The sequence below is a fragment of the Oceanobacillus jordanicus genome (assembly GCF_022095695.1).
GTDB classification, from domain to species: Bacteria; Bacillota; Bacilli; order Bacillales; family Amphibacillaceae; genus Oceanobacillus_B; species Oceanobacillus_B jordanicus.
On sequence record NZ_JAIFZM010000005.1, the window covers coordinates 16,947 to 38,870 of the forward strand.

Annotated in this window: 20 protein-coding genes and 1 pseudogene; 4 read left to right on the forward strand and 17 right to left on the reverse strand. The window is 39.0% G+C overall.

All coding sequences use genetic code 11. From position 1 onward, the window contains the following. Window positions 1-7 precede the first annotated feature (7 nt). From K3T81_RS07180 to K3T81_RS07220, 10 genes and pseudogenes are all read right to left on the reverse strand, one after another. A complete protein-coding gene (locus K3T81_RS07180) occupies window positions 8-1,363 on the reverse strand; it encodes an acetyl-CoA carboxylase biotin carboxylase subunit (protein ID WP_238019064.1) in 1,356 nt (451 codons plus the stop codon). After that, window positions 1,360-3,009, reverse strand: a complete 1,650-nt coding sequence (locus tag K3T81_RS07185) for an AMP-binding protein (protein WP_238019066.1) — start codon at window positions 3,007-3,009, stop codon at window positions 1,360-1,362. The genes K3T81_RS07180 and K3T81_RS07185 overlap by 4 nt, the downstream gene beginning before the upstream one ends. Window positions 3,010-3,035: 26 nt before the next feature. Further along, window positions 3,036-4,178: an acyl-CoA dehydrogenase family protein gene (locus K3T81_RS07190; protein WP_238019069.1), complete on the reverse strand. Its 1,143-nt coding sequence runs from the start codon at window positions 4,176-4,178 to the stop codon at window positions 3,036-3,038. Between the two features lie 75 nt (window positions 4,179-4,253). Next, on the reverse strand, window positions 4,254-4,709 hold the full coding sequence (locus K3T81_RS07195) for a TetR-type transcription factor C-terminal domain-containing protein (RefSeq protein WP_476703939.1): 456 nt from the start codon (window positions 4,707-4,709) through the stop codon (window positions 4,254-4,256). Window positions 4,710-4,715: 6 nt separating this feature from the next. Further along, window positions 4,716-4,859: pseudogene (locus K3T81_RS19720) on the reverse strand (TetR/AcrR family transcriptional regulator); the annotation flags it as partial. Window positions 4,860-5,133: 274 nt separating this feature from the next. Beyond that, window positions 5,134-7,584, reverse strand: a complete 2,451-nt coding sequence (parC, locus tag K3T81_RS07200; protein ID WP_238019071.1) for a DNA topoisomerase IV subunit A — start codon at window positions 7,582-7,584, stop codon at window positions 5,134-5,136. Window positions 7,585-7,612: 28 nt separating this feature from the next. Next, entirely contained in the window at window positions 7,613-9,571 is a 1,959-nt protein-coding gene (gene parE / locus K3T81_RS07205; protein WP_106896745.1) for a DNA topoisomerase IV subunit B, read from the reverse strand. Window positions 9,572-9,856: 285 nt separating this feature from the next. Next, window positions 9,857-10,276: a CoA-binding protein gene (locus K3T81_RS07210; RefSeq protein WP_238019073.1), complete on the reverse strand. Its 420-nt coding sequence runs from the start codon at window positions 10,274-10,276 to the stop codon at window positions 9,857-9,859. A gap of 13 nt (window positions 10,277-10,289) precedes the next feature. Continuing rightward, window positions 10,290-11,816: an ABC transporter permease/substrate-binding protein gene (locus K3T81_RS07215; RefSeq protein WP_238019075.1), complete on the reverse strand. Its 1,527-nt coding sequence runs from the start codon at window positions 11,814-11,816 to the stop codon at window positions 10,290-10,292. Next, complete coding sequence (locus tag K3T81_RS07220) at window positions 11,816-12,886, reverse strand: ABC transporter ATP-binding protein (RefSeq protein WP_238019077.1); 1,071 nt, start codon at window positions 12,884-12,886, stop codon at window positions 11,816-11,818. The genes K3T81_RS07215 and K3T81_RS07220 overlap by 1 nt, the downstream gene beginning before the upstream one ends. A 193-nt stretch (window positions 12,887-13,079) precedes the next feature. Here K3T81_RS07220 and plsY point away from each other — a divergent pair, with 193 nt between their 5' ends. The 4 genes from plsY (at window position 13,080) to K3T81_RS07240 (ending at window position 15,237) form a co-directional block, all read left to right on the forward strand. Next, window positions 13,080-13,661: a glycerol-3-phosphate 1-O-acyltransferase PlsY gene (gene plsY, locus K3T81_RS07225; RefSeq protein ID WP_106896741.1), complete on the forward strand. Its 582-nt coding sequence runs from the start codon at window positions 13,080-13,082 to the stop codon at window positions 13,659-13,661. Window positions 13,662-13,741: 80 nt separating this feature from the next. After that, on the forward strand, window positions 13,742-14,677 hold the full coding sequence (gene folE2, locus K3T81_RS07230) for a GTP cyclohydrolase FolE2 (protein WP_238019079.1): 936 nt from the start codon (window positions 13,742-13,744) through the stop codon (window positions 14,675-14,677). Between the two features lie 5 nt (window positions 14,678-14,682). Then, window positions 14,683-14,916, forward strand: coding sequence for a membrane protein insertion efficiency factor YidD (gene yidD, locus K3T81_RS07235; protein WP_106896739.1), 234 nt, complete (start codon window positions 14,683-14,685; stop codon window positions 14,914-14,916). Between the two features lie 21 nt (window positions 14,917-14,937). Next, the gene (locus K3T81_RS07240) at window positions 14,938-15,237 is read left to right on the forward strand and encodes a HesB/YadR/YfhF family protein (protein ID WP_106896738.1); all 300 of its coding nucleotides are present in this window, start codon (window positions 14,938-14,940) and stop codon (window positions 15,235-15,237) included. 52 nt (window positions 15,238-15,289) lie between these two features. On the opposite strand, the gene K3T81_RS07245 is transcribed toward K3T81_RS07240, so the two are convergent. The 7 genes from K3T81_RS07245 to K3T81_RS07275 form a co-directional block, all read right to left on the reverse strand. Next, the gene (locus K3T81_RS07245) at window positions 15,290-15,598 is read right to left on the reverse strand and encodes a hypothetical protein (protein ID WP_238019081.1); all 309 of its coding nucleotides are present in this window, start codon (window positions 15,596-15,598) and stop codon (window positions 15,290-15,292) included. Window positions 15,599-15,603: 5 nt separating this feature from the next. Further along, window positions 15,604-16,026 carry an acyl-CoA thioesterase gene (locus K3T81_RS07250; RefSeq protein WP_238019083.1) on the reverse strand — a complete coding sequence of 141 codons (423 nt, stop codon included), beginning with the start codon at window positions 16,024-16,026 and terminating at the stop codon, window positions 15,604-15,606. Window positions 16,027-16,379: 353 nt separating this feature from the next. Continuing rightward, entirely contained in the window at window positions 16,380-16,610 is a 231-nt protein-coding gene (tlp, locus tag K3T81_RS07255; RefSeq protein ID WP_238019085.1) for a small acid-soluble spore protein Tlp, read from the reverse strand. 128 nt (window positions 16,611-16,738) lie between these two features. Beyond that, window positions 16,739-16,876: an FbpB family small basic protein gene (locus K3T81_RS07260; RefSeq protein WP_234368480.1), complete on the reverse strand. Its 138-nt coding sequence runs from the start codon at window positions 16,874-16,876 to the stop codon at window positions 16,739-16,741. 62 nt (window positions 16,877-16,938) lie between these two features. Continuing rightward, window positions 16,939-17,520: a TlpA family protein disulfide reductase gene (locus K3T81_RS07265; protein WP_238019086.1), complete on the reverse strand. Its 582-nt coding sequence runs from the start codon at window positions 17,518-17,520 to the stop codon at window positions 16,939-16,941. 265 nt (window positions 17,521-17,785) lie between these two features. After that, window positions 17,786-20,497 carry an aconitate hydratase AcnA gene (acnA, locus tag K3T81_RS07270; protein ID WP_238019087.1) on the reverse strand — a complete coding sequence of 904 codons (2,712 nt, stop codon included), beginning with the start codon at window positions 20,495-20,497 and terminating at the stop codon, window positions 17,786-17,788. Between the two features lie 242 nt (window positions 20,498-20,739). Continuing rightward, a complete protein-coding gene (locus tag K3T81_RS07275; RefSeq protein ID WP_234368479.1) occupies window positions 20,740-21,861 on the reverse strand; it encodes an ATP-binding protein in 1,122 nt (373 codons plus the stop codon). Window positions 21,862-21,924: the final 63 nt, after the last annotated feature.

Sequence of the window (21,924 nt, forward strand, 5' to 3'; positions counted from 1 at the left end):
GTCCTCCTTATTTCGCTTTGATAATAGGTAAATAGTGTTCCTGAATATACGCGGTGGTTACATTTCCTTTTTTAAAAGTCTCATCTTCTGCAATGCGTTTAAGCATTGGTAGATTCGTTTTTATACCTTCCACTTTATATGCCTGCAAAGCCTCTGTTAGTATGGAAATTGCATCCTGTCTGTCCGTTCCGTGGACAACCAACTTTGCTATCATCGGATCATAAAATGGCGTAACATCACATGTTCCCGTGATAGCTGGTTCGTTTCGTATATGCTCACCCTGTGGGAATATCACTTGACTCACATGACCAGGCGAAGGTAGAAATGTCTCTGGATCTTCTGCATAAATACGTACCTCGATGGCATGCCCATTGATCCCAATATCCTCTTGTGACAGGCCAAGGGGTTCACCAGCAGCAATTAAAATTTGTTTTTCTACAATATCAATTCCTGTTATTTCCTCCGAGACAGGGTGCTCAACTTGGACACGGGTGTTCATCTCCAGAAAATAAAAATTCTCCTTGCTATCTACTAAAAACTCGATTGTTCCTGCATTGGTATACCCAAGCGTTCTAGCTGCATTTATTGCGGCTTCAGTCATCTGGTTCCTTGTTTTCTCTGTGATAAAGGTAGACGGCGCTTCTTCAACTACCTTTTGATTGCGGCGTTGAATAGAACAATCCCGTTCAAACAAATGAAGAACGTTTCCTGTATTATCAGCGAGAAGCTGGACTTCTATATGTCGAGCATCTTCAACTTTCTTTTCCATGAACATGTCACCATTACCAAAAAAGGTTTTGGCACGCTTTGTATTGCTTTCAAAGGCAACAATTAGTTCCTCATCGGAATTAACTACTTGCATTCCAATCCCGCCACCCCCAGCGGACGCCTTTAGCATGACGGGATATCCAATATCGTGTGCAGCTATTAATGCTTCTTCTGTTGTACCGAGAGCATCCTTTGTCCCTGGAATGGTAGGTACGCCAGCTTTTTCCATTAGCTGTCTCGCCAGAATTTTACTCCCCATTTCCCTTATTACAGAGGCACGGGGACCAATGAAAATAATACCTTGTTCCTCACATTGCTCGGCAAACACATCACTTTCACTTAGAAAACCATAGCCTGGGTGAATGGCATCTACATTCGCTTGTTTTGCTACAGAAATAATTTTATCTGCATTTAAGTAGCTTTCGTTTACCCGTGGTGGGCCAATTAGATAACTCTCATCTGCCATGTCTACAAAGTCTGCTTTTTGGTCAGCCTCTGAATATATTGCCACTGTCATAATGTTCATCTTATTGCATGTTCGAATTATTCTAGCAGCAATTTCCCCTCTGTTTGCTATTAGTATTTTTTTAATCATGGTATCTCCCCTATTGCTTCAAGTTTTTTCATTGCATCCTCTCTCAATTTATATTTTTGTATTTTACCACTTGCTGTCATTGGATAGGAGGTAACGAATTGAACAAATTGCGGAATTTTATGTCTAGCTATGTTTCCCCTGCAATAAGTACGAATATCTTCTGCTGTTATTATTTCTGTTTCTTTTAGAATAATAGAGGCTAACACCTCTTCTCCATATTTCTCATCTGGTACCCCAACAACCTGCACATCAAGAACAGCTGGGTGCTGGTATAAAAACTCCTCTATTTCACGAGGGTAAATATTTTCCCCGCCTCGGATGATCATATCTTTCATCCTACCGGTAATTTCCAAATAGCCATTCTCTTGCTGAATAGCTAAGTCTCCTGTATGAAGCCATCCATCTTGATCTATCGCTTCAGCGGTAGCTTCTGGATTTTTATAATAACCTTTCATAACATGATAGCCTCTTGTAAGTAGTTCACCAGTCAGTCCTTTTTCTTGCTCTTCACTAGTCCCAGGTATCACAATTTTTACTTCAACATTAGGATGGGGCTTTCCTACCGTACCGACCTTTCTTTCAATCGGATCACTTGTTTTTGTTTGGGTAATTACAGGAGAAGATTCTGTTTGCCCATATGCAATGGTTATTTCTTTTGCTCCCATTTTATCCATTACCTTTGTCATCACTTCCATAGGGCAAGTAGAGCCTGCCATAATACCAGTTCGTAGAGAGGTTACATTATAATCAGCAAATTCAGGATGATTTAATTCTGCAATGAACATGGTTGGTACACCATGCAAAGCAGTACATCTCTCGGATTCTACAGCTTTTAAAACTGCCACAGGATCAAACTGCTCAAGTAACACCATTGTCGTTCCTTTAGACACTGCAGCCAAAATACCGAGTACACAACCAAAACAGTGAAAAAACGGCACCGGAATACATAACCTATCAGCTGGAGTTAATTTCATACAATCCGCTATCTGATTGCCGTTATTTACTATATTATGGTGTGTGAGCATAACTCCTTTTGGAAAACCGGTAGTGCCTGACGTATATTGCATATTTATGACGTCAAATGGGTCTAGTGAACCACTCCGATCCTTTAACTTTTGTTCGCTTACAGCGTGCCCTGCATTGACAACCTCCTGCCAGTTATATGCATAATTTGGAGACTTATTATCTAAAACAATTATATTTCTCAAGTTTGGAAGGTTGTCAGAATAAACATTTCCTTTGTCACTTGTCTGAAGTTCTGGGCATACCTTCTCCAAAATGTCCAAATAGGAAGTACCTTTAAAGGATGGTGCTAGTATCAACGTCTTTGTGTCAGATTGTTTCAGCAAATAATCAAGCTCCATTGCTTGGTAGTTTGTATTCACTGTTACAAGCACCGCGCCTATTTTTGCTGTAGCAAATTGGGAAATAAGCCACTCTGGTTTATTATCAGCCCATATTGCTACATGCTCTCCTTTTTCTATTCCTAGAGACATAAGTCCTTTTGCTGTTTCATTTACCATTTCATTGAACGCTTTATACGTTTTTCGAAAATTTAATTCTGGATAGACAACTGCCTCATGATGGGGATTTTCATTCACCTGTTTCTCCAATAGTTCACTAATTGTTAATGACATCAGCCCCATGAATTTTCTCCTCTCATCTTTTTAATCTAGCAACCTAGTTGTCTAGCAATGACAAGGCGTTGAACCTCAGAGGTGCCTTCCCCAATTTCCAATAACTTTGCATCACGCAAATATCTTTCCACTTCATACTCTCTCATATATCCATAACCGCCATGTATTTGAATAGCCTGATTTGCTGCGCGAAAAGCTGTTTCAGTTGCATAAAGTTTGGCATACGCTGCTTCTTTACTAAACGGCTTCTTATTATCCTTTAACCATGCAGCCTTATGAACCATGTTTCGTGCTAATTCTATTTCCATCGCCATGTCAGCCAACTTAAATTGAATAGCCTGGAACTTGGATATTGGCTTTCCAAATTGTTTCCTTTCTTTTGCGTAGTTTAAGGCTTTATCCAAAGCCCCCTGTGCAATCCCTACTCCAAGAGCAGCAATCGATATTCTGCCCCCATCAAGAGTGTACAAGAATTGATTAAATCCTTTATTCGGATCACCAAGCAGGTTAGTTCTCGGAACCCGCACATCTGTTAGCACGATTTCCGCAGTATCTGAACCTCTAACTCCCATTTTCTTGTATTCACTTGTAATCGAGACGCCTTTCGTATCAGTAGGCACAATAATGGCAGAGATGATATTTCTTCCTTTTTCATTTTTGCCTGTAACAGCAGTAACGATAAGAGTCTTAGCAAAGCTTGCATTTGTGATAAAACATTTCTCTCCATTTATAATAAAATCGTCGCCATCCATAACTGCAGTTGTTTTTGTACCACCAGCATCTGACCCTGCATTAGGCTCTGTTAGACCAAAGGAGCCAAGTGCCTCCCCTCTTGCAAGCGGTTTCAAAAAAGTATCTTTTTGTTCCTCTGTTCCAAAATAATAGATAGGACTTGCACCCAAAGAGACCGCTGCTGCATAGCTTAGCCCAGTACTACCACAAACTCGCCCGATTTCTTCAACGGCAAGAGCGTAAGAAAGAGTGTCTCCACCAGAACCGCCTATCTCCTCAGGAAAAGGGATACCGAGCAATCCGAGTTTCCCCATTTGCTCAAAGATATCGACGGGAAAGGCAGCCTCTTCGTCAATTTCGATGGCTCTTGGCTGGATAACCTCATCAGCAAAATCTTTAACCATTTTCTTAACCATTAAATGTTCCTTGGTAAGTTCAAAGTTCATAATATACCTCCCTTAAGTCAGACCGACTGGTTGGTCTGTTTACGCTATTAAAAAAGTATGCGAATAACCACATATTTAAAACACTTTTTCTAAAGAAACTTTTTCACTTTCTTTCTCTAATACTGCTCGTAAGATTAGATCAACGAAAATATCTCCGATTTCATTAATCGACTTTTCCCCTGACTGTTTATACCATTTGTATGTCCAATTAACCATTCCTAATATGGCCATACTTGTAATTTCCACGGAGAGATCTTGACGAAATTCTCCCGCTTTCTTTCCATCTTTTATGGCTTGCATAATCATTTTTTTATATGTGTCACGTTTTTCATTGATAAGCTTAGCATAATGTGGCTTTAAATAGATGTTCTCTTGATAGAACACAGAAATATGTGGTTTGTAAAGATCAAACACCTTTACAAAATCTTTGATGATAGCACGAAGCTTAAGGGTTGGTGAGGTATGTATGGCGTTTGCTATGGATGCTTTTTCCAAAACATACGATATAAAAGTGTCATGAATTACAAACAACAACTCATCCTTTGATGAAAAGTGATGATAAAAACCACCCTTTGACGTCCCGACGTTTTCCACAATTTGTTTGACCGTTACACCATGAAATCCATTTTGTTCAAATAAGAGCAGGGATGATTGGATTATTCTTTGACGTAGCCCCGTTATGACCCCTCCTTTCTCTTAATACATATACTCTAGCATACTTTTCTGATAATAGAAAGCGTTTTCATTAGTGTGAAGATTAACTTTGACAAGAAAGTTTGAATAAAGCAAACGCCGAACAAATATGTGTAAACTGATACCAGTTTACCAAGTTTGTTCGGCGCATAGCTTATTTAGTGTTCAAAACATTTACGGTAGTGAAGGAAGTCATCTCAAGCCTTACTACCTAATCGTCTTAAAGAAGACTTTGAACGTATAAATCATCGTTCTTCTATAATTAGTCGTTCATATCTTCAAATGGTTTGATATATTCAGCTTGCTTCCATGCTTCTACAACTTCCCCGTCATGATCGGCATCAATAACAAAAGAGCCATTACTGTAACGATCACTTGTAGAAAGTGCAAGTGGATAAATACTATGGGTTTCCCCATTTGCAGTATTGTAACAAATAGTATCGTTGTCATTCACTACAAAGAAGCCTTGTATTCGATGCGGTTTGCTTTTTAGCTCCCTGAGCATAAGCAATCCGCGTTTGGCCCTACTGGTCTTTTCAAATTCCTGTAGTTTCATGCGTTTGCATGCACCGCGCTGGGTAATAATCGCTAATGATGGTGCGCTCATATCATTAAAAATCTGGCCATTTACGACATATTCTTCTTCTTTTAGCTGAATCGCTTTAACTCCTGCAGCACGCTGTCCTACAATCGTTACTTCTGATTCATGATACCAGAGTCCATATCCTTTGTTAGATGCCAGGAATATATCAGCATGTCCGTCTGTCTGGTAAACATTCACAACTTCGTCGCCTTTTTTTAAATTTAATGCAATCAGTGCTTTAGAGAAACGCTGCGAGTCATATAATGCAAGTTCACTACGTTTAATCATCCCATTCTTAGTAAAGAAGAGGAGGAAATGCTTATCAGAAAATTCCCGAATAGGTAGGACTTGGATAATACGCTCATCTTTATCAATCGACGCGAAATTGGAAATATGCTGTCCAATATCTTTCCACCGTATATCTGGTAGCTCGTGTACAGGGATTGGCAGGTACTTTCCTTTATTGGTAAATAGAAGTACTTTATCGGTAGTATTCAGCTCTACAAGACCTACTAAGTGGTCTTCCTCTTTAATTGCTAAATCATCCCCATTTGAAGCACCATAAGAACGTAGACTTGTTCTTTTTATATAGCCATCTTTCGAGACAGACACAAGTACATCTTCGCTTGCTACCATTACTTCTATATTTATCTTCAGTTCTTCAATTTTATCCTCTATCACAGTTCTGCGCGGAGTAAAAAAGGTTTTTTTAATTTGTTTTAAATCTTTCTTAATGGTCTGAAGAAGTTTTCTATCACTTTGCAGGATAGCTTCCAGATCTGTTATATTTTTGCGCAATTCAGCTGCTTCTTTTTCAAGTGATGTTATATCTGTATTTGTTAATCGATATAACTGTAGCATTACAATCGCTTCTGCTTGAGCCTCGGAGAAATCATAGCTTGCAATAATGCGCTTTTTGGCATCTTGCTTGTCCTTAGAAGCGCGAATTGTTGCTATCAGCTCATCCAAAATTGAGATTGCCTTAATCAGACCTTCCACAATGTGCGCTCTATCCTTTGCTTTCCGCAAATCGTAATTGGTCTGTCTTGTTACAACTTCTTTTTGATGTTCTATATAGGCATCAAGCATTTGCGGTAACGAAAGAAGCTTCGGTGTTTTATCCTGTATAGCTACCATATTGAAATGATAGGTAACTTGTAAATCTGTATTTTTAAAGAGGAAGTTTAAAATTCCTTCACTGTTAACATCCTTTTTGAGCTCTACTACTACGCGTAAGCCAGTTCGATCCGTTTCGTCACGTACTTCGGCTATTCCTTCAACTTTTCGGTCGATGCGTAGCTCATCCATTTTCTTCACCATATTTGCCTTATTCACTTCATATGGTATTTCATCAATCACAATTTGTTGCCTGTTTCCGCGGACTTCTTCAATCGATGTCTTACCACGAACAATGATCTTTCCTCTACCAGTTTCGTAGGCTTTTTTTATCCCTTCAACTCCCTGAATAATTCCCCCTGTTGGAAAATCTGGTCCTTGCATCACCTGCATTAATTTTTCAACTGACACCTCTGGTTTGTCAATCTTCATAATGACAGCATCAATCACTTCAGAGAGGTTATGTGGTGGTATGTCGGTTGCATAACCAGCAGAAATCCCTGTAGATCCGTTAACTAAAAGGTTAGGAAATTTAGCAGGCAAGACTACAGGCTCTTGGATCGTATCGTCAAAGTTAGGTATGAAATCTACGGTTTCCTTATCAATATCTCGTAACAGTTCGGAGGAAATGCTAGAAAGCCTTGCCTCCGTATATCTCATTGCAGCTGGTGGGTCACCATCGATACTCCCGTTATTTCCATGCATTTCAACAAGCACATTACGAATCTTCCAATCCTGACTGAGTCGCACCATTGCTTCATACACAGAAGAATCACCATGTGGATGATAGTTACCAATTACTGTACCAACCGTTTTGGCAGATTTACGAAAGTTTTTCTCATACGTATTTTTTTCTACATGCATGGCATACAAAATTCTTCGCTGTACTGGTTTCAAACCATCCCGGGCATCAGGTAATGCCCTATCTTGAATAATATATTTACTGTACCTTCCAAATCTGTCGCCAATTACTTCTTCTAATGGAAGGTCTAGGAATGTTTCCGGTTGTGACAAATGAAGTCCCCCCTATTTCTTTAAAACATTAGCTTTCCTCATGTATCCGTTCATTTTCTAGAATGTTGGAATCTTCTTGAAGACCAAATTCTACATGACCTTCAATCCATTTTCTCCTTGGTTCCACTTTATCGCCCATCAGAGTAGTGACTCGACGCTCTGCTCTAGCAAGATCTTCAAGCGTTACCCTAATAAGCGTACGCGTATCCGGGTTCATTGTCGTTTCCCATAATTGATCGGCATTCATTTCCCCAAGCCCTTTATATCGCTGGATCATATAACCATTTTTGAATTCAGCTACCGCTTTTTTCATTTCCGCTTCATCCCAAGCGTAAACAATCTTTTCTTTTTTTCCTTTACCCTTTGAGATTTTAAACAATGGTGGTAGCGCTATATAAATTTTACCTGCTTCAACTAGCTGACGCATATAACGATAGAAAAAAGTAAGCAGTAATACTTGTATATGGGCGCCATCTGTATCAGCATCTGTCATGATAACGATTTTATCATATTGCACATCTTCCAAATCGAAGTCGCCGCCCACGCCTGCGCCAATTGTATGGATAATCGTGGAAATCTCTTCGTTTTTAAAGACATCCTGCAGCTTTGCCTTCTCTGTATTGATGACTTTCCCCCGCAATGGTAGAACAGCCTGAAACTTACGATCTCTTCCCTGCTTTGCAGAGCCACCAGCTGAATCACCCTCCACCAAGTATAACTCGTTCCGCTTTGGATTTTTCGACTGGGCTGGTGTTAGCTTTCCACTTAATAGTGTATCTTTTCTGCGCTTTTTCTTACCAGAACGTGCTTCATCTCTGGCTTTTCTCGCTGCTTCGCGAGCTTCCTTTGCCTTAATAGACTTTCTAATAAGTTGTCCTGAAACATCAGGGTTTTCTTGAAGAAAGTAAGCTAGTTTTTCTGATATAACACCATCAACTGCTGAGCGTGCCTCAGAAGTACCCAATTTCCCCTTTGTCTGTCCTTCAAATTGAAGCATTTCTTCGGGAACACGTACGGATACAACTGCTGTAAAACCTTCTCTAATGTCCGTACCTTCTAAATTTTTCTCTTTTTCTTTTAAAAGTCCATTTCTTCTTGCATATTCATTAAAAGTCCTTGTAATTGCGGCACGTGCTCCAGATTCGTGCGTTCCGCCGTCTCTTGTGCGCACATGGTTAACAAACGAAAGCATACTTTCTGCGTACCCATCATTAAATTGAAATGCAAAGTCCACTTCAATGTTCTGTTGTACTCCCTCAAAGGAAACAACTTGATGTAGTGTATCCTTTTCTTCATTCAAATAACTAACAAACGACTCAAGGCCGTCTGGATATTCGAACACTTCAGTAGTATCGTGGCGGTGATCATCTAATTGAATTGTTAATCCTTTTAGTAAAAAGGCTGCCTCACGAAGGCGCTCAGATAATGTTTCATAGTCATATACTGTAACAGAAAATATGCTAGGGTCTGGTTTGAAATGAATGGTAGAGCCTTTTTTCTTGGTAGGACCTTTCTTTTCAACTGACCCCACAGGCTTTCCACCATTTTCAAAACGCTGGTAGTATGTAAAGCCATCCCGGTGAGTCGTTACATCAATCCATTCTGACAGTGCGTTTACTACTGACGCTCCTACACCGTGAAGTCCCCCACTTGTTTTATATCCACCTTGGCCAAATTTACCACCCGCATGTAAAACAGTAAAAATTACTTCTATTGTTGGTCTGCCTGTGCTATGCATTCCAGTTGGGATGCCTCGTCCATTATCTGTGACAGATATACTGTTGTCTTTATGTATCGTCACTTTAATATTATTACCATAACCGGCGAGTGCCTCGTCTACTGCATTATCGACAATTTCAAATACTAAATGATGTAACCCTCTAGTATCCGTGCTACCGATATACATACCAGGCCTTTTTCGGACAGCTTCTAGTCCTTCAAGCACTTGTATCGAATCATCACTATATTGTAATGGTTGCTTAGTCAAAATATTTAACTCCTTTCTAAAACCCGCTCTTTCCACACATGTATGTATTATAATAGAACAAATGTTTTACTTTTGTAAAGACTATAAAACATATTCAAAAATGCGCATATAAAATTGATTACCGGCCACCTATGGCTCCCTCTATTTGTAGACATGTAATTAAGTATACTATAAAAGAAATCAGCTTGTATAGGTGAACCGTAGTGTCAAACCTTCTCTAGTCCAGCTAAATCGGCTAAAAAAACAGCAAAAAGGATGGTATTCTCTGATACCATCCCATGCAATCTATCCTTTTACCAGTACGGCATGAACTACCTTTATACAAAGGTCCATTATTACTGTAAAGTCTTTTTCTTTAAGAAAATCGTAGGCTTCTTGATTAACTATTCCTTGTTGTGCCCAAAAAACCTTGCAGTTTGTTTGTGCCGCTTCTTCTGCTATAGCTGGCAGATGTTCTGGTCTCCTAAATACATTAATAATGTCAACATCATCTGGTACGTCCTGCAAAGAAGAATACGACTTCTCTCCTAAAACCTCATCCACTGTTGGATTAACGGGGATGATTCGATAGCCTTGTTTTTGCATAGCCTCCGAAATTTGGTAGGACGTTCTTTCGGGTTTGTCAGAAAGCCCGACCACTGCGAGTGTCTTTGCATCTGTTAATAGTTGTTTTAATTGTTCATTCGACGGATTTTCCCATGTCATAATGAATACCTCCCTAATTATCTAACAAACCTTCATCTTGTAGAAATTCCTCCGCTACTTCCTTTGGAGAACGGTCTTCATAATCCACTTCATAGTTCATCTGGCGCATTTGTTCATCTGTGATCTTTCCACCAAGTTGATTAAGAATATCTTTAAGTTCAGGATACTCCTCCATTGTTTCATTACGCAATAATGGAGCACCTTGATATGGCGGAAAAAGATTTTCTGGGTCATCTAATGTGACAAGATTTAATTCTACCATATAGCTATCTGTGGCATAAGCGTCTATGATATCAACCTTACCATTTGCCAAGGCGTCCTGCCTTATTCCTGGTTCCATTGTACGGATATTACTGATATCCAGGTTATAGACATCCTGCATGCCAACATATCCATCGTAGCGGTCATTAAATTCTAACGTAAAACCTGCCGTCACTTCATCCTCTACCGCCTGCAAGTCTCCAATCGCCTCTAAATTGTATTGATCAGCAAGTTCCTCTGTAGTTGCCACAGCATACGTATTATTAAAAGCCATCGGCTGTAGTAAAGCCATATCGTATCTCTTATCCATACCAGTTTTAGCCTGTTCGTAGACTTCTTTCGCATCATTGCTTTCCGCTTCTTCTTCCATAAGTGTCACAATTGCTGTTCCAGTAAATTCTGGGTAGATATCAATACTTCCTTTATCTAAAGCACTAAACACAAAGGAAGTTTTCCCAAGCCCTGTTTCCAACTCAACATTTAAATCAGTATCTTCTTCAATCAACAACTTGTACATATTTGCTAGTATGGCTGGTTCAGATCCGAGTTTTCCGCCAATTATGAGATCTGCTCTTTGAGAGCTGTTAAATATAAACGGGGATGTAACCACAAGCACAGCTATCAGTAACATGGCAACAAATGATTTAAAACCAGCTCTTTTTGAAATACGTTCAAATCCGCGAAGAATTAAATCAAGTATAATAGCCAGTAAAGCTGCCGGTATCGCCCCAAGTAGGATTAGATTGATATCTGCTCCTCGATCAATTCCTAAAAGAATCAGTTCGCCAAGCCCACCTGCTCCAATTAGTGCTGCGATTGTCGTGGTACCGACGATTAGTACCATAGACGTACGTATCCCAGCCATAATTACCGGCATGGCAATTGGTAGCTCTACTTTAGAAAGTCGTTTAAACGAGTTCATCCCCATACCGACAGCTGCCTCTTTCAGCGCAGGGTCGACCCCTATAATTCCCGTGTAACTGTTACGCAATATCGGGAGCAGACCATATGCAGTCAGCGCAATGATAGCAGGTACTTTACCTATGCCCAAAAACGGAATTAGGAATGCTAATACTGCCAGACTAGGTATGGTCTGCATTACTGCAGATATTCCTATTATTGGCTCAGCAACTCGGGGATATCTTGTGAGTATGAGTCCAAGTGGAACGGCTATTATAATTGCAATAACTAAGCTCAATAGGGAAATCTGTAAATGTTCCCATATCGTCTCTAACAATTGTCCTCTTCTATCCTGGAAAACGTTAATAAACTCCTGCATTACTGAATCACCCCGTTTTCAAGGGTTGTTTTACTTCTTAGGTATTCAACAATTTTTTTATTACTTAATACCCCAATTAGCTTCCCTTGTTTAATGACAGGGAATAAGTGTTGGTTATCGTGTTGTTGTATTAAAGCGGCAGCCTTATAAAGTGGGAGATCATTCTCTAAAGTCAAAGTTTCAGGCTTAATAGCACCCATACTGACCACCCCTTCAAACATGTTGTTTCTATCTGTAACAATATAGGTCGCGTTTTGATCAAAATTTCCTTGTTCAAATGCTTCTTTTGTAAGAACGTGACTTGATAATTGATCGCAAATGACGTCGACAGCTGTTTGCCAAGGTGATTTTCTTTCCCCAATAAAGTTCTTCACAAACTCTGTTTTGGGGTTTAAAATGAGCTGCTGTGGTGTGTCCAATTGCACAATTTCGCCATCCTTCATTAAACACACTCTATCACCAAGCGCCATCGCTTCATCCATATCATGGGTAACAAAGAGAATGGTCTTCTTTATTTCCTTTTGCAATGTCTTTATGTCTGTCTGGAGTTGCTCCCTGCTGATCGGGTCAAGGGCACTAAATGGTTCATCCATTAGAATAATATCTGGGTCAGCAGCCAAAGCACGAACAACGCCGATCCGTTGTTGTTGGCCACCTGATAGTTCTCTAGGCATGCGTTTTTGATAAGTGGTAGGGTCTAATCCCACCATCTCCAATAATTCGTCGATTCTCTTTTTTACTTTTTTTCCTTTCCACTTTTTCATTTCGGGCACAACGGATATATTTTCTCCTATCGTCATGTGCGGAAATAATGCAATTTCCTGTAGAACATAACCAATATTCCAGCGAAGTTCATGTATGTTGTATGAATTTACTTTCTTTTCATTTATGTAGATGTCACCTGCTGTTGGTTCGATTAATCGATTCACCATTTTCATGGCTGTAGTTTTACCGCAGCCACTCGGTCCGATTAACGTTACGATTTCACCGGCTTGTACCTTCAAAGAGAACTCACGTATAGCCTCCGTTCCATCTGGGTAGATCTTTTTTACTTTATCAAATTCAATCATCTCTTGTTCCCCCTTAGCAATATACACAAACCATTTTCAATTTCTTAAAACCTTACCCTATCTTTGTTGAATAAAAACTTCAACTGGAATGTTTCTCTTTAAAATAATAAAAATGGTTCTTTCCCCACTTACTTCGTGCTAGAATGTAAATAGAATTTTTTTGCTACATACTAATCGGAAAGTAGGAATCATGATGGAATATATTATATTCGCTATTGTTGCTTATTTATTGGGTTCTATTCCAACAGCACTAATTGTTGGAAAGCTGGGTTACAACCTGGATATACGCGAACATGGAAGCGGAAATCTTGGTGCAACCAATACATTTCGTGTGCTTGGATTCAAGGCTGGGAGTATCGTAATCGTTACAGATATTCTTAAAGGAACTACCGCTACATTAATCCCCCTTCTTTTTGACGCGGATGTTTATCGATTGATAATCGGCTTATTTGCAGTAATTGGACATACCTATCCACTATTTGCTAAATTTAAAGGCGGAAAAGCAGTCGCTACTTCTGGCGGAATAATTTTAGGGATTAATCCATTATTATTTGTCATTACGATAAGTACTTTTTTAGTCAGTCTTTATTTGTCGAAGTATGTTTCATTATCCTCTATTATCACGGGGTTTGTTGCAGTTATTGCTTCCTTTCTTTTTCAAGATACCGGACTTATTATCGTAACTGCCCTGCTCATGCTATTTGTAACTTACCGACACAAAGCTAATATTAAGCGGATTAGAGAAAAGACTGAACCGAAGATTACGTGGATGTAATTTCATCAAAACCAATAAATTGAATATTAAAAGGTGCTCACGTATACTTGTTTATACATGAATAGAAAGGGGACTGCGTCGTGAATACGAAATTCTTCCCACTAAAACAACTGCCATCCAAGGCAGAACGACATAAATTATTCGGTTCAGTATTACCAGTTCCGAGAACAAAACCCATTGAAAAAAGTCAGATGGCTGACTTGCAAAATACAAAAAAAGATTTTCTTTTTGATCTAGATGCTGTAGGGATTTCAAATGTAAAACATCCTGTTTCTGTTACTGGTGACCTGGACCCTAAAGTCCAATCCAGTATAGCCAACATTTCCTTTTCAACTAGCTTGAAAAGCACTAGTAAAGGGACAAATATGAGTCGCTTTACAGAACAGCTTAGTACCTATTACAGACAAGGTGTCTTCCAAGCTGATTGGCAAATATTAAAAACATTTACAAAAGAATTAGCAGACCGACTCGATCAACAAGATGCGACAATTGAGTTGCAATTCCCTTGGTTCTTTGAACGGCGTGGCCCTCAAAGTGATCTCGCAGGATTAAATCACACGGATATAACCATGAAAGTGATCTATGACTATCAAACAGGTTATACCCTCTCCGCTTCTTTATCGGCTTTAATTACTACACTTTGTCCATGTTCCAAAGAAATTAGTGAATACAGCGCACATAACCAAAGAGGTGTTGTATCAATAGAGGTGGAACTAAACGAAGGAGCAGTTCAAGCAGAGATGGACTGGAAAACAATGCTCTTAGAAGCGGCAGAAAGTAATGCTAGTGCAAGGATTCACCCAGTGCTTAAGCGACCAGATGAAAAAATGGTAACGGAACAAGCTTATGAAAACCCACGCTTTGTTGAAGATATGGTTCGTCTCGTTGCAGCTGACTTATATGAAATGGATATGGTTGATAAATTCCGAGTTGCTTGTCGAAATGAAGAGTCTATCCATATGCATGATGCCATTGCTTCTGTTACGTATGATAAGCGCACTGAGAATCTCGGGTAATATAGATGAAATATCTATTCATTGGGCTCATTACATTTTACCGTAAAGCAATAAGTCCATTTACTCCAAGAACATGTCGTTTCTACCCAAGCTGTTCTGAATACGGCCTTGAAGCGTTTAAAAAATTCGGTGCCTTTAAAGGAGCATATTTAACAGTAAAAAGAATTAGCAAATGCCACCCTTTTCATGAAGGCGGTGTTGATTTAGTACCGGAGAAAAAACAAAAGATCAGGAAATAGTTTCAAAAGGAGTTGTCATAATTGAAGTTGCAGGTTAGCAAGGAAGCTGCTAAATGGTATAAAGATGAATTAGATTTAGAAGAGAATAGCCCAATACGCTTTTATGTTAGGTACGGCGGGGTAGGTGGAAATCTTCCTGGTTTTTCCCTCGGAGTTGCTGTTCAAGAACCAGACAACAAGCATGCTTCTGTTATTGTGGAGGGGGTTTCCTTCTACGTAGAAACAAAGGACGCATGGTACTTTGAAGACAAGGATTTAAAAGTACAAATGAATAATAAACTTGCAGAACCTGCCTTTAAATACACGTCCCTTAATAAGTAAACAATCTATCAATAAACAACAGCACAGAGAAGTCCCACGTGCTGTTGTTTTCTTATTTAGTCAATAAATCAAATTGTTCTAGTTGCTTCCATTGCTTTTCGGAAAGTAATATATCCCGTTGTCTATCTCCAAACAAATCAAAATGGGGAAATTTTTGGTCCCTGTGAATCCATTCAGCTTCTAAACCATATTGTCTTCCCCATTTAGTTAGTTTCTCGAGATCATTACAACCAACCTTTGTAACGGTTGTACACCCAGGAAACCGATTATCGAGCCAATAGTGTGTTAGGATTGCAATTTCTCCAGCAAGTACTTTCTTCTTCCAGGAAATTAACTCATCTCTTTTTAAACCAAACGCCATGCCTCTTATCCCTCTTTCAATTTGTTACTGTATGCTTCATGCCACTCAGGGAAAGCTTTTCTAAGTGAAAGTGGTCGAAAGCTGTCCTTTTTCACAATCACATGCTCCGTCTTACCGCTAACTGCTACATGTCTTTTTGAATTGAGAATCTGATATCCATAGACTGTTCGTAATCCATCATAACTTTCCAACCATGTCTCTACAACCGTGTCTTCACCGTAACGAATGGGCTTTTTAAAGCTAATCGTAGCATCTGTGACAGGTGATACAACGCCCTGCTCCTCCATCGCTCCGTATCGTAATCCTAGTGATTCTATAAATTTTGTTCTCCCTATTTCAAACCATACTAAATAATTGGCATGATAGACGACACCCATTTGGTCGGTTTCCTGATAACGTACTTCAATTGGTGTTTGCACTTTATTCAACAATGATTCCTCCAATACAGCTTGTTACACTTTATATCCTATCATACCTACCAAAGCCTCCGCCTAATGAAACACTTATAAAGTGAAACTTCAATCAGTGGGGGTTTTCATTCTTCCCCCACTGATTGTTAGTTGAACGAATCGGCATGTTAGTCCGTCTACTCCCACTTAAACACCTCCGTTTTACTTTATCTTTTGAAGTGGGAGTCTTACGGAAAGTTGCACTGCGATAAAAGATCAAGAAAAACGTTAAATTAAAATAAAAGTCGAACGAAAGCTCAAGTCCTTTACCAAGGATTTGAATTCGTTCGACTTTAAATACTGTGTAAAGTTTATGGGAAGCAATACAATATCTAGTCTAGTGCATTATATTCATCTTTGATTTCATTACGCATTGCATCAATTGCTTCTTCGCGGCGTTTATTTTTAGTTTCAATAGCTTGCTTTTCCTCACCATCAGTAAAACGCATGGTTTCATGGGACTTTTCAATGTTTTGAATTGTATCTTGCACCATATCTTGCAATTTCTCTACGTTATCACTACGATCATCAGGTTTTGGTTTGTGTGAATGTTTATCAGTCAACTTCATGCTCCTTTCCTTGTTTCTTTTTTATTCTAACTTAATATTAGAAAGCTATACGTCCAGGAAGAACTTTTAATGTTTTCTAGACATAAAAATACTCCTCTGAATATTCAGAGGAGCTCGTCCTTCTAAGATTCTTTCCTTTTAAGGCTTTGATTCATTTTCATTTCTAGATTCCGCTCTATTCTTTCTAATAATGAGGCGTCTTGCATGATTTGCTTTTTATTATCCTGTACAAGTTGTTCAAATGATACTTTCTTTTTCAAAGAAATGGTAATTCACTCCTTTTTAAATAGAAGTATTACCATTCCTCTTTATTTTCATACTATTATTCCATTTGTGAAATACTTTCCACCATGAAATCATACGTCATGGGCCCTGATTTCCGCGGCAATGCTATCTTACCATCTGATCCAATAAAATACGTCGTTGGGACATTATATACCTTATAAGCTATACTTAATTCTCCATCTTCATCAAGTGGCATCGTGTAAGTATACTTGAATTCTTCTTGAAACTTTTTGACATCACTTATGCCCTTCGCTTCTGAATCTGTCATATTAACAGCTAAAATCTCTACTTCATCCCCGTATTCTTCCTGGATAGCTTGCATCTCTGGCATTTCTTTCTTGCATGGTGGACACCATGTCGCCCAAAAATTTAGAATGACCTTTTTCCCCTTAAAGTCTGAAAGCTGAATCGGTTCACCATTTAGCGTTTGTAGGCTAAAATCAGGTGCCGCTTCTCCTGGTTCTAGTCCAGCACTTTCGACTGGTGCAATTGCTCCGCCCTCAGAGCTTATATTCTTAGCTTTTTCAGTCTCTGCTTCTTTTTGATTATCAAAGAAGTTAAATACAACAATACCTACCAATACAAGCAAAACACCTGTCGCTATTATATTTTTAATCATCTTTTAGCTCCTTTAATACACGTCCCTGACAAATTGGTTCTCTTCTTATGTTAGTTAGAATTGAGCCATTTGTAAAGTAACATTTCTTATAATCCTACTAGTCTTCTTCCCCTACTTTTTATTTAGCGTATACACCAAGAAAGGCTTGTTACACAAAAAACCGCGCACACACAGAAATACTGTGTCGCGCGGTTTAATCCTTAACAATTATTCATTTCGTAAAAGTATTTTTATATGACTTGTTTACCATACGGTATTACGGCTTTTATTTCTTTAATTTGTCGCGAAGTACCATTTGTAGTATGCCGCCATGACGGTAGTAGTCAATTTCCACTTCACTGTCGAAACGAGCAACTGCCTTGAAAGTTGTAATTTTACCATTTTCATCTGTTGCGGTAACATTTACAAGATCGTGTGGTTTTACACTTTCATCTACTTCAATATTAAAGGTTTCTTTACCAGTAAGACCAAGCTTTTCAGCACTTTCACCTTTTTCAAACTGTAATGGTAAAACACCCATCATAACTAAGTTTGAACGGTGAATACGTTCAAAGCTTTCAGCAATAACCGTTTTAATCCCTAAAAGGTTTGTACCTTTGGCTGCCCAGTCACGTGATGAGCCCATACCGTAGTCTTTTCCACCCATAATAATAAGGCCAGTGCCATCCTGTTGGTATTTCATTGCTGCATCATATATCGGCATTACTTCCTCAGTAGGCCAGTAGGTTGTATATCCACCCTCCGTCCCAGGAGCAAGTAAGTTACGAATACGGATGTTTGCAAATGTACCACGCATCATTATTTCGTGGTTTCCACGACGGGAACCATATGAGTTAAAGTTACGTGGGGTAACACCTTTGTCCTGTAAATGCTTGCCTGCAGGCATATCCTTAGCAATTGCCCCAGCAGGTGAAATATGGTCTGTTGTTACAGAGTCGCCAAATTTACCAATGGCACGCAAGTTTACTAACGGATTAACTTTGCCAGCTTCTTTGCTAAGCCCTTCAAAGAACGGTGGATTTTGAATGTACGTGGAATCATCATTCCATTTAAACAATGGCTCATCCGTTGTATCAATTTCATTCCAGCGTTCGTTAGATTGGAACACATTTTCATATTCTTTGCGGAAAATCTCAGGTTTTACAACATTTGCCACCTGTTCTTTAATATCTTCCATAGATGGCCAAATATCATCCATATAAACTGGCTTGCCATCTTTATCTTCACCAATCGGCTCTTTAGTTAAGTCAACATCCACTGTACCAGCAAGGGCATAAGCTACTACAAGTGGCGGTGAAGCCAAATAATTCGCTTTAACTAACGGATGAATCCTTCCCTCAAAGTTCCGGTTACCTGACAGGACAGAAGAGACAAGCAAATCATTGTCCATGATGGCTTGTTCTATTTCTTCACGCAAAGGACCTGAGTTCCCAATACATGTTGTGCAACCATAACCAACAAGGTTGAAGCCAAGTTTATCAAGATAAGGCGTTAAACCAGCATCTTCCAAATATCTTGTTACAACTTTAGAACCGGGTGCTAAAGAAGTTTTTACATAGTCAGGTACCTTCATACCCTTTTCAACAGCATTCTTCGCAAGCAGTCCAGCACCAAGCATAACGTATGGGTTTGACGTATTTGTACAAGAAGTAATGGCAGCGATAGCTAATGCGCCCGTTTTCATAACTGAGCTATTACCATTTGGATGATTAACTGTTACCTCTTTATTAAATTCTTTTTTATCCATCCCGAAACCTTGGTTGCCTGCAGGCGCCGTTATAGCTTTATTAAATTCTTTTTTCATGTTTGATAGTGCTATTAAATCTTGTGGGCGTTTCGGTCCTGAAAGGTTTGGTTCCAGTTCGGAAAGGTTAATTTCGACTAATTCGGTATATTCCGGATCAGCCTGATCAGGAGAATACCAAAGCTCATTTTCCTTACAATACGTTTCTACAAGATCTATTTGTTCTTCGTCCCGCCCAGTTAGGCGTAAATAGTTTAATGACTCTTCATCAACAGGGAAGAATCCACATGTTGCGCCATATTCCGGAGCCATGTTTGAAATGGTTGCTCTGTCTGCAAGTGGCATGTCTTGTAGACCAGGACCAAAGTATTCAACAAACTTGCCAACCACTTTCTTTTCACGAAGTACTTGTGTTACCTTCAATGCCAAGTCTGTTGCGGTTGTTCCTTGAGGGAAACTACCTGTGAATTTAACGCCAATTACCTCTGGAGCAGGGAAAAAGGATGGTTGACCAAGCATTCCTGCTTCTGCTTCGATGCCTCCAACTCCCCAACCTAGTACACCAAGTCCGTTAATCATCGTTGTATGGGAGTCAGTACCAACCAGTGTATCTGGAAATGCATCATACTCTCCATTCTCATTTTCAAGGCCGTGTACCACATTGGCTATATACTCAAGGTTAACTTGGTGAACGATCCCTGTAGCTGGTGGTACAGCTCGGTAATTTTCAAATGCTTTTTGCGCCCAATTTAAAAATTCATAGCGCTCGGCATTACGCTCAAATTCAAGATCCATGTTTGCTTTTAATGCATTTGCTGTTCCGTATTGATCAACTTGTACGGAGTGGTCAATTACAAGGTCAACTGGAACTTCAGGGTTAATTTTATTAGGTTCTCCCCCCATATCTACCATAGCTTTACGTAGTGAAGCCAAATCAACCACTGCAGGAACTCCGGTGAAATCTTGTAGTATAACTCTGGAAGGTTTAAAAGGAACATCTACACCTTTGCCTTCTTTTGTGCCCCATTTTGTTAGTCTTTCAACGTGTTCATTTTTGATTTGTCGTCCATCATGTTGGCGTAGCAATGACTCTAGTAATACGCGAACAGAAAATGGCAAACGGCCAATTTTACCATGGCCAGCTTCTTCAAGTGATTTTAGACGATAATAATTGTACTTTTTCCCGTTTAAATCAAACTGTTTTTTCGCATCATAAACATTATGATTCCCCATTTTGTCTTCCCCTTTCAAACATACTTCACTTAATCATTTAATAAACTCTACAAATTTCGACTGCTTTTATACTATTACTCTATCATTCATATAAAAGCGATTTCCTTACAATTATATCTTAAAGGATAATCCAGGAGAAAACAAACCATTCCCTTTTTCTTGCATATATTAAAATCTTATGTAGAGTGATAAGTTTTACTTATTAGTTTGTTTAAAAAAACCAAGGGCAACGAATAACCAAATCATTTATGAAAAATCATGTGGAACGTACTTCCACCCTTCTCGTTTTGACTGATCTCTAATCTTGCTTGGTGTGACGCAAGGATTTGCCTTGTAATCATGATACCAAGTCCCGTGCCTGTTTGCTTTGTTGTAAAAAAAGGCTCGCCTAACTTATGTATGATTTCTTCTGGAATGCCGGGGCCCTCGTCACTGATACTAATTATAATTGCTTCCTCACTGTCCTTCACGTGAAACGTTATAAAACCTGGTGATTCCATTGCTTCAATCGCATTTTTCAGCAAATTAATTAGGACCTGTTTAATTTGAGAACGATCGCAGTTAATTTGGGCTTTATCTGAGCCTTCAATTCTAATGTCTATGCCCTTTAATTTGGCTTGTGGACCTAAAAGAACTGTTACATCATGAATCATATCTTTAATAGACTCCATTTTTCGATTGTCAGTTAATGGCTTTGAAATGAAGAGCAGTTCAGATGTTATCGTTTCTATCTTTTCTATTTCTTCCACCATGATTTGATAATATTCCTCTTTTCCCTTTACGCCAGCTTGTAAAAGTTGAAGAAACCCTTTTAGAGAGGTCAAAGGATTACGTATTTCATGTGCGATTCCAGCAGCAAGCTGCCCAGCTACTGACATCTTTTCTGAACGGATCATCATTTCTTCTGCTTCTTTTTTATCTGTAATATCTTTTAAAATCGAAATATAGTATTTTGTATTAGTTAATTTATCCGTTAACTTCGCGACCTTGCATTCTGACCAAATGTATTTGCCATTATTATTTAATATATTTACATTAATTTTCTGAAAGGTATCGGCAGCATTCTCCAACTGTTCTCTAATATAACTCACATCTTCTGCCGATATTTTTTCGAACCAGTAGGTGCCTCTTAAATCAGAAGTTTGATAGCCCAATAAATCCTCTATTGAGCTAGAGATGTAAATAACCTTACCACTCTCATCCCAGACTGTCACAATATCATGGTTGTTTTTTTCTACCCACTCTACCATGTATAGGGGTAGTTTCGATAATGCTTCAAAGGTATCCTGTGTATTGGCGGGTTCTGCTTTTTTTACAGTATGTTCAACTTGATATTTATTTTGATCTCTGTTCTTAAAAGCCATAGTACTCCCCCTCTTTGTCATAATGTAACAACCATTTGGCGTCTCATAATTCTATGATTATGA

What these genes read in the sequence shown, in the direction of transcription:
- K3T81_RS07180 (WP_238019064.1), bottom strand. Translation starts at nt 1,363, where the DNA reads ATGATTAAAAAAATACTAATAGCAAACAGAGGGGAAATTGCTGCTAGA.
- K3T81_RS07185 (WP_238019066.1), bottom strand. Translation starts at nt 3,009, where the DNA reads ATGGGGCTGATGTCATTAACAATTAGTGAACTATTGGAGAAACAGGTG.
- K3T81_RS07190 (WP_238019069.1), bottom strand. Translation starts at nt 4,178, where the DNA reads ATGAACTTTGAACTTACCAAGGAACATTTAATGGTTAAGAAAATGGTT.
- K3T81_RS07210 (WP_238019073.1), bottom strand. Translation starts at nt 10,276, where the DNA reads ATGACATGGGAAAATCCGTCGAATGAACAATTAAAACAACTATTAACA.
- K3T81_RS07215 (WP_238019075.1), bottom strand. Translation starts at nt 11,816, where the DNA reads ATGCAGGAGTTTATTAACGTTTTCCAGGATAGAAGAGGACAATTGTTA.
- K3T81_RS07220 (WP_238019077.1), bottom strand. Translation starts at nt 12,886, where the DNA reads ATGATTGAATTTGATAAAGTAAAAAAGATCTACCCAGATGGAACGGAG.
- plsY (WP_106896741.1), top strand. Translation starts at nt 13,080, where the DNA reads ATGGAATATATTATATTCGCTATTGTTGCTTATTTATTGGGTTCTATT.
- yidD (WP_106896739.1), top strand. Translation starts at nt 14,683, where the DNA reads ATGAAATATCTATTCATTGGGCTCATTACATTTTACCGTAAAGCAATA.
- K3T81_RS07245 (WP_238019081.1), bottom strand. Translation starts at nt 15,598, where the DNA reads ATGGCGTTTGGTTTAAAAAGAGATGAGTTAATTTCCTGGAAGAAGAAA.
- K3T81_RS07265 (WP_238019086.1), bottom strand. Translation starts at nt 17,520, where the DNA reads ATGATTAAAAATATAATAGCGACAGGTGTTTTGCTTGTATTGGTAGGT.
- acnA (WP_238019087.1), bottom strand. Translation starts at nt 20,497, where the DNA reads ATGGGGAATCATAATGTTTATGATGCGAAAAAACAGTTTGATTTAAAC.
- K3T81_RS07275 (WP_234368479.1), bottom strand. Translation starts at nt 21,861, where the DNA reads ATGGCTTTTAAGAACAGAGATCAAAATAAATATCAAGTTGAACATACT.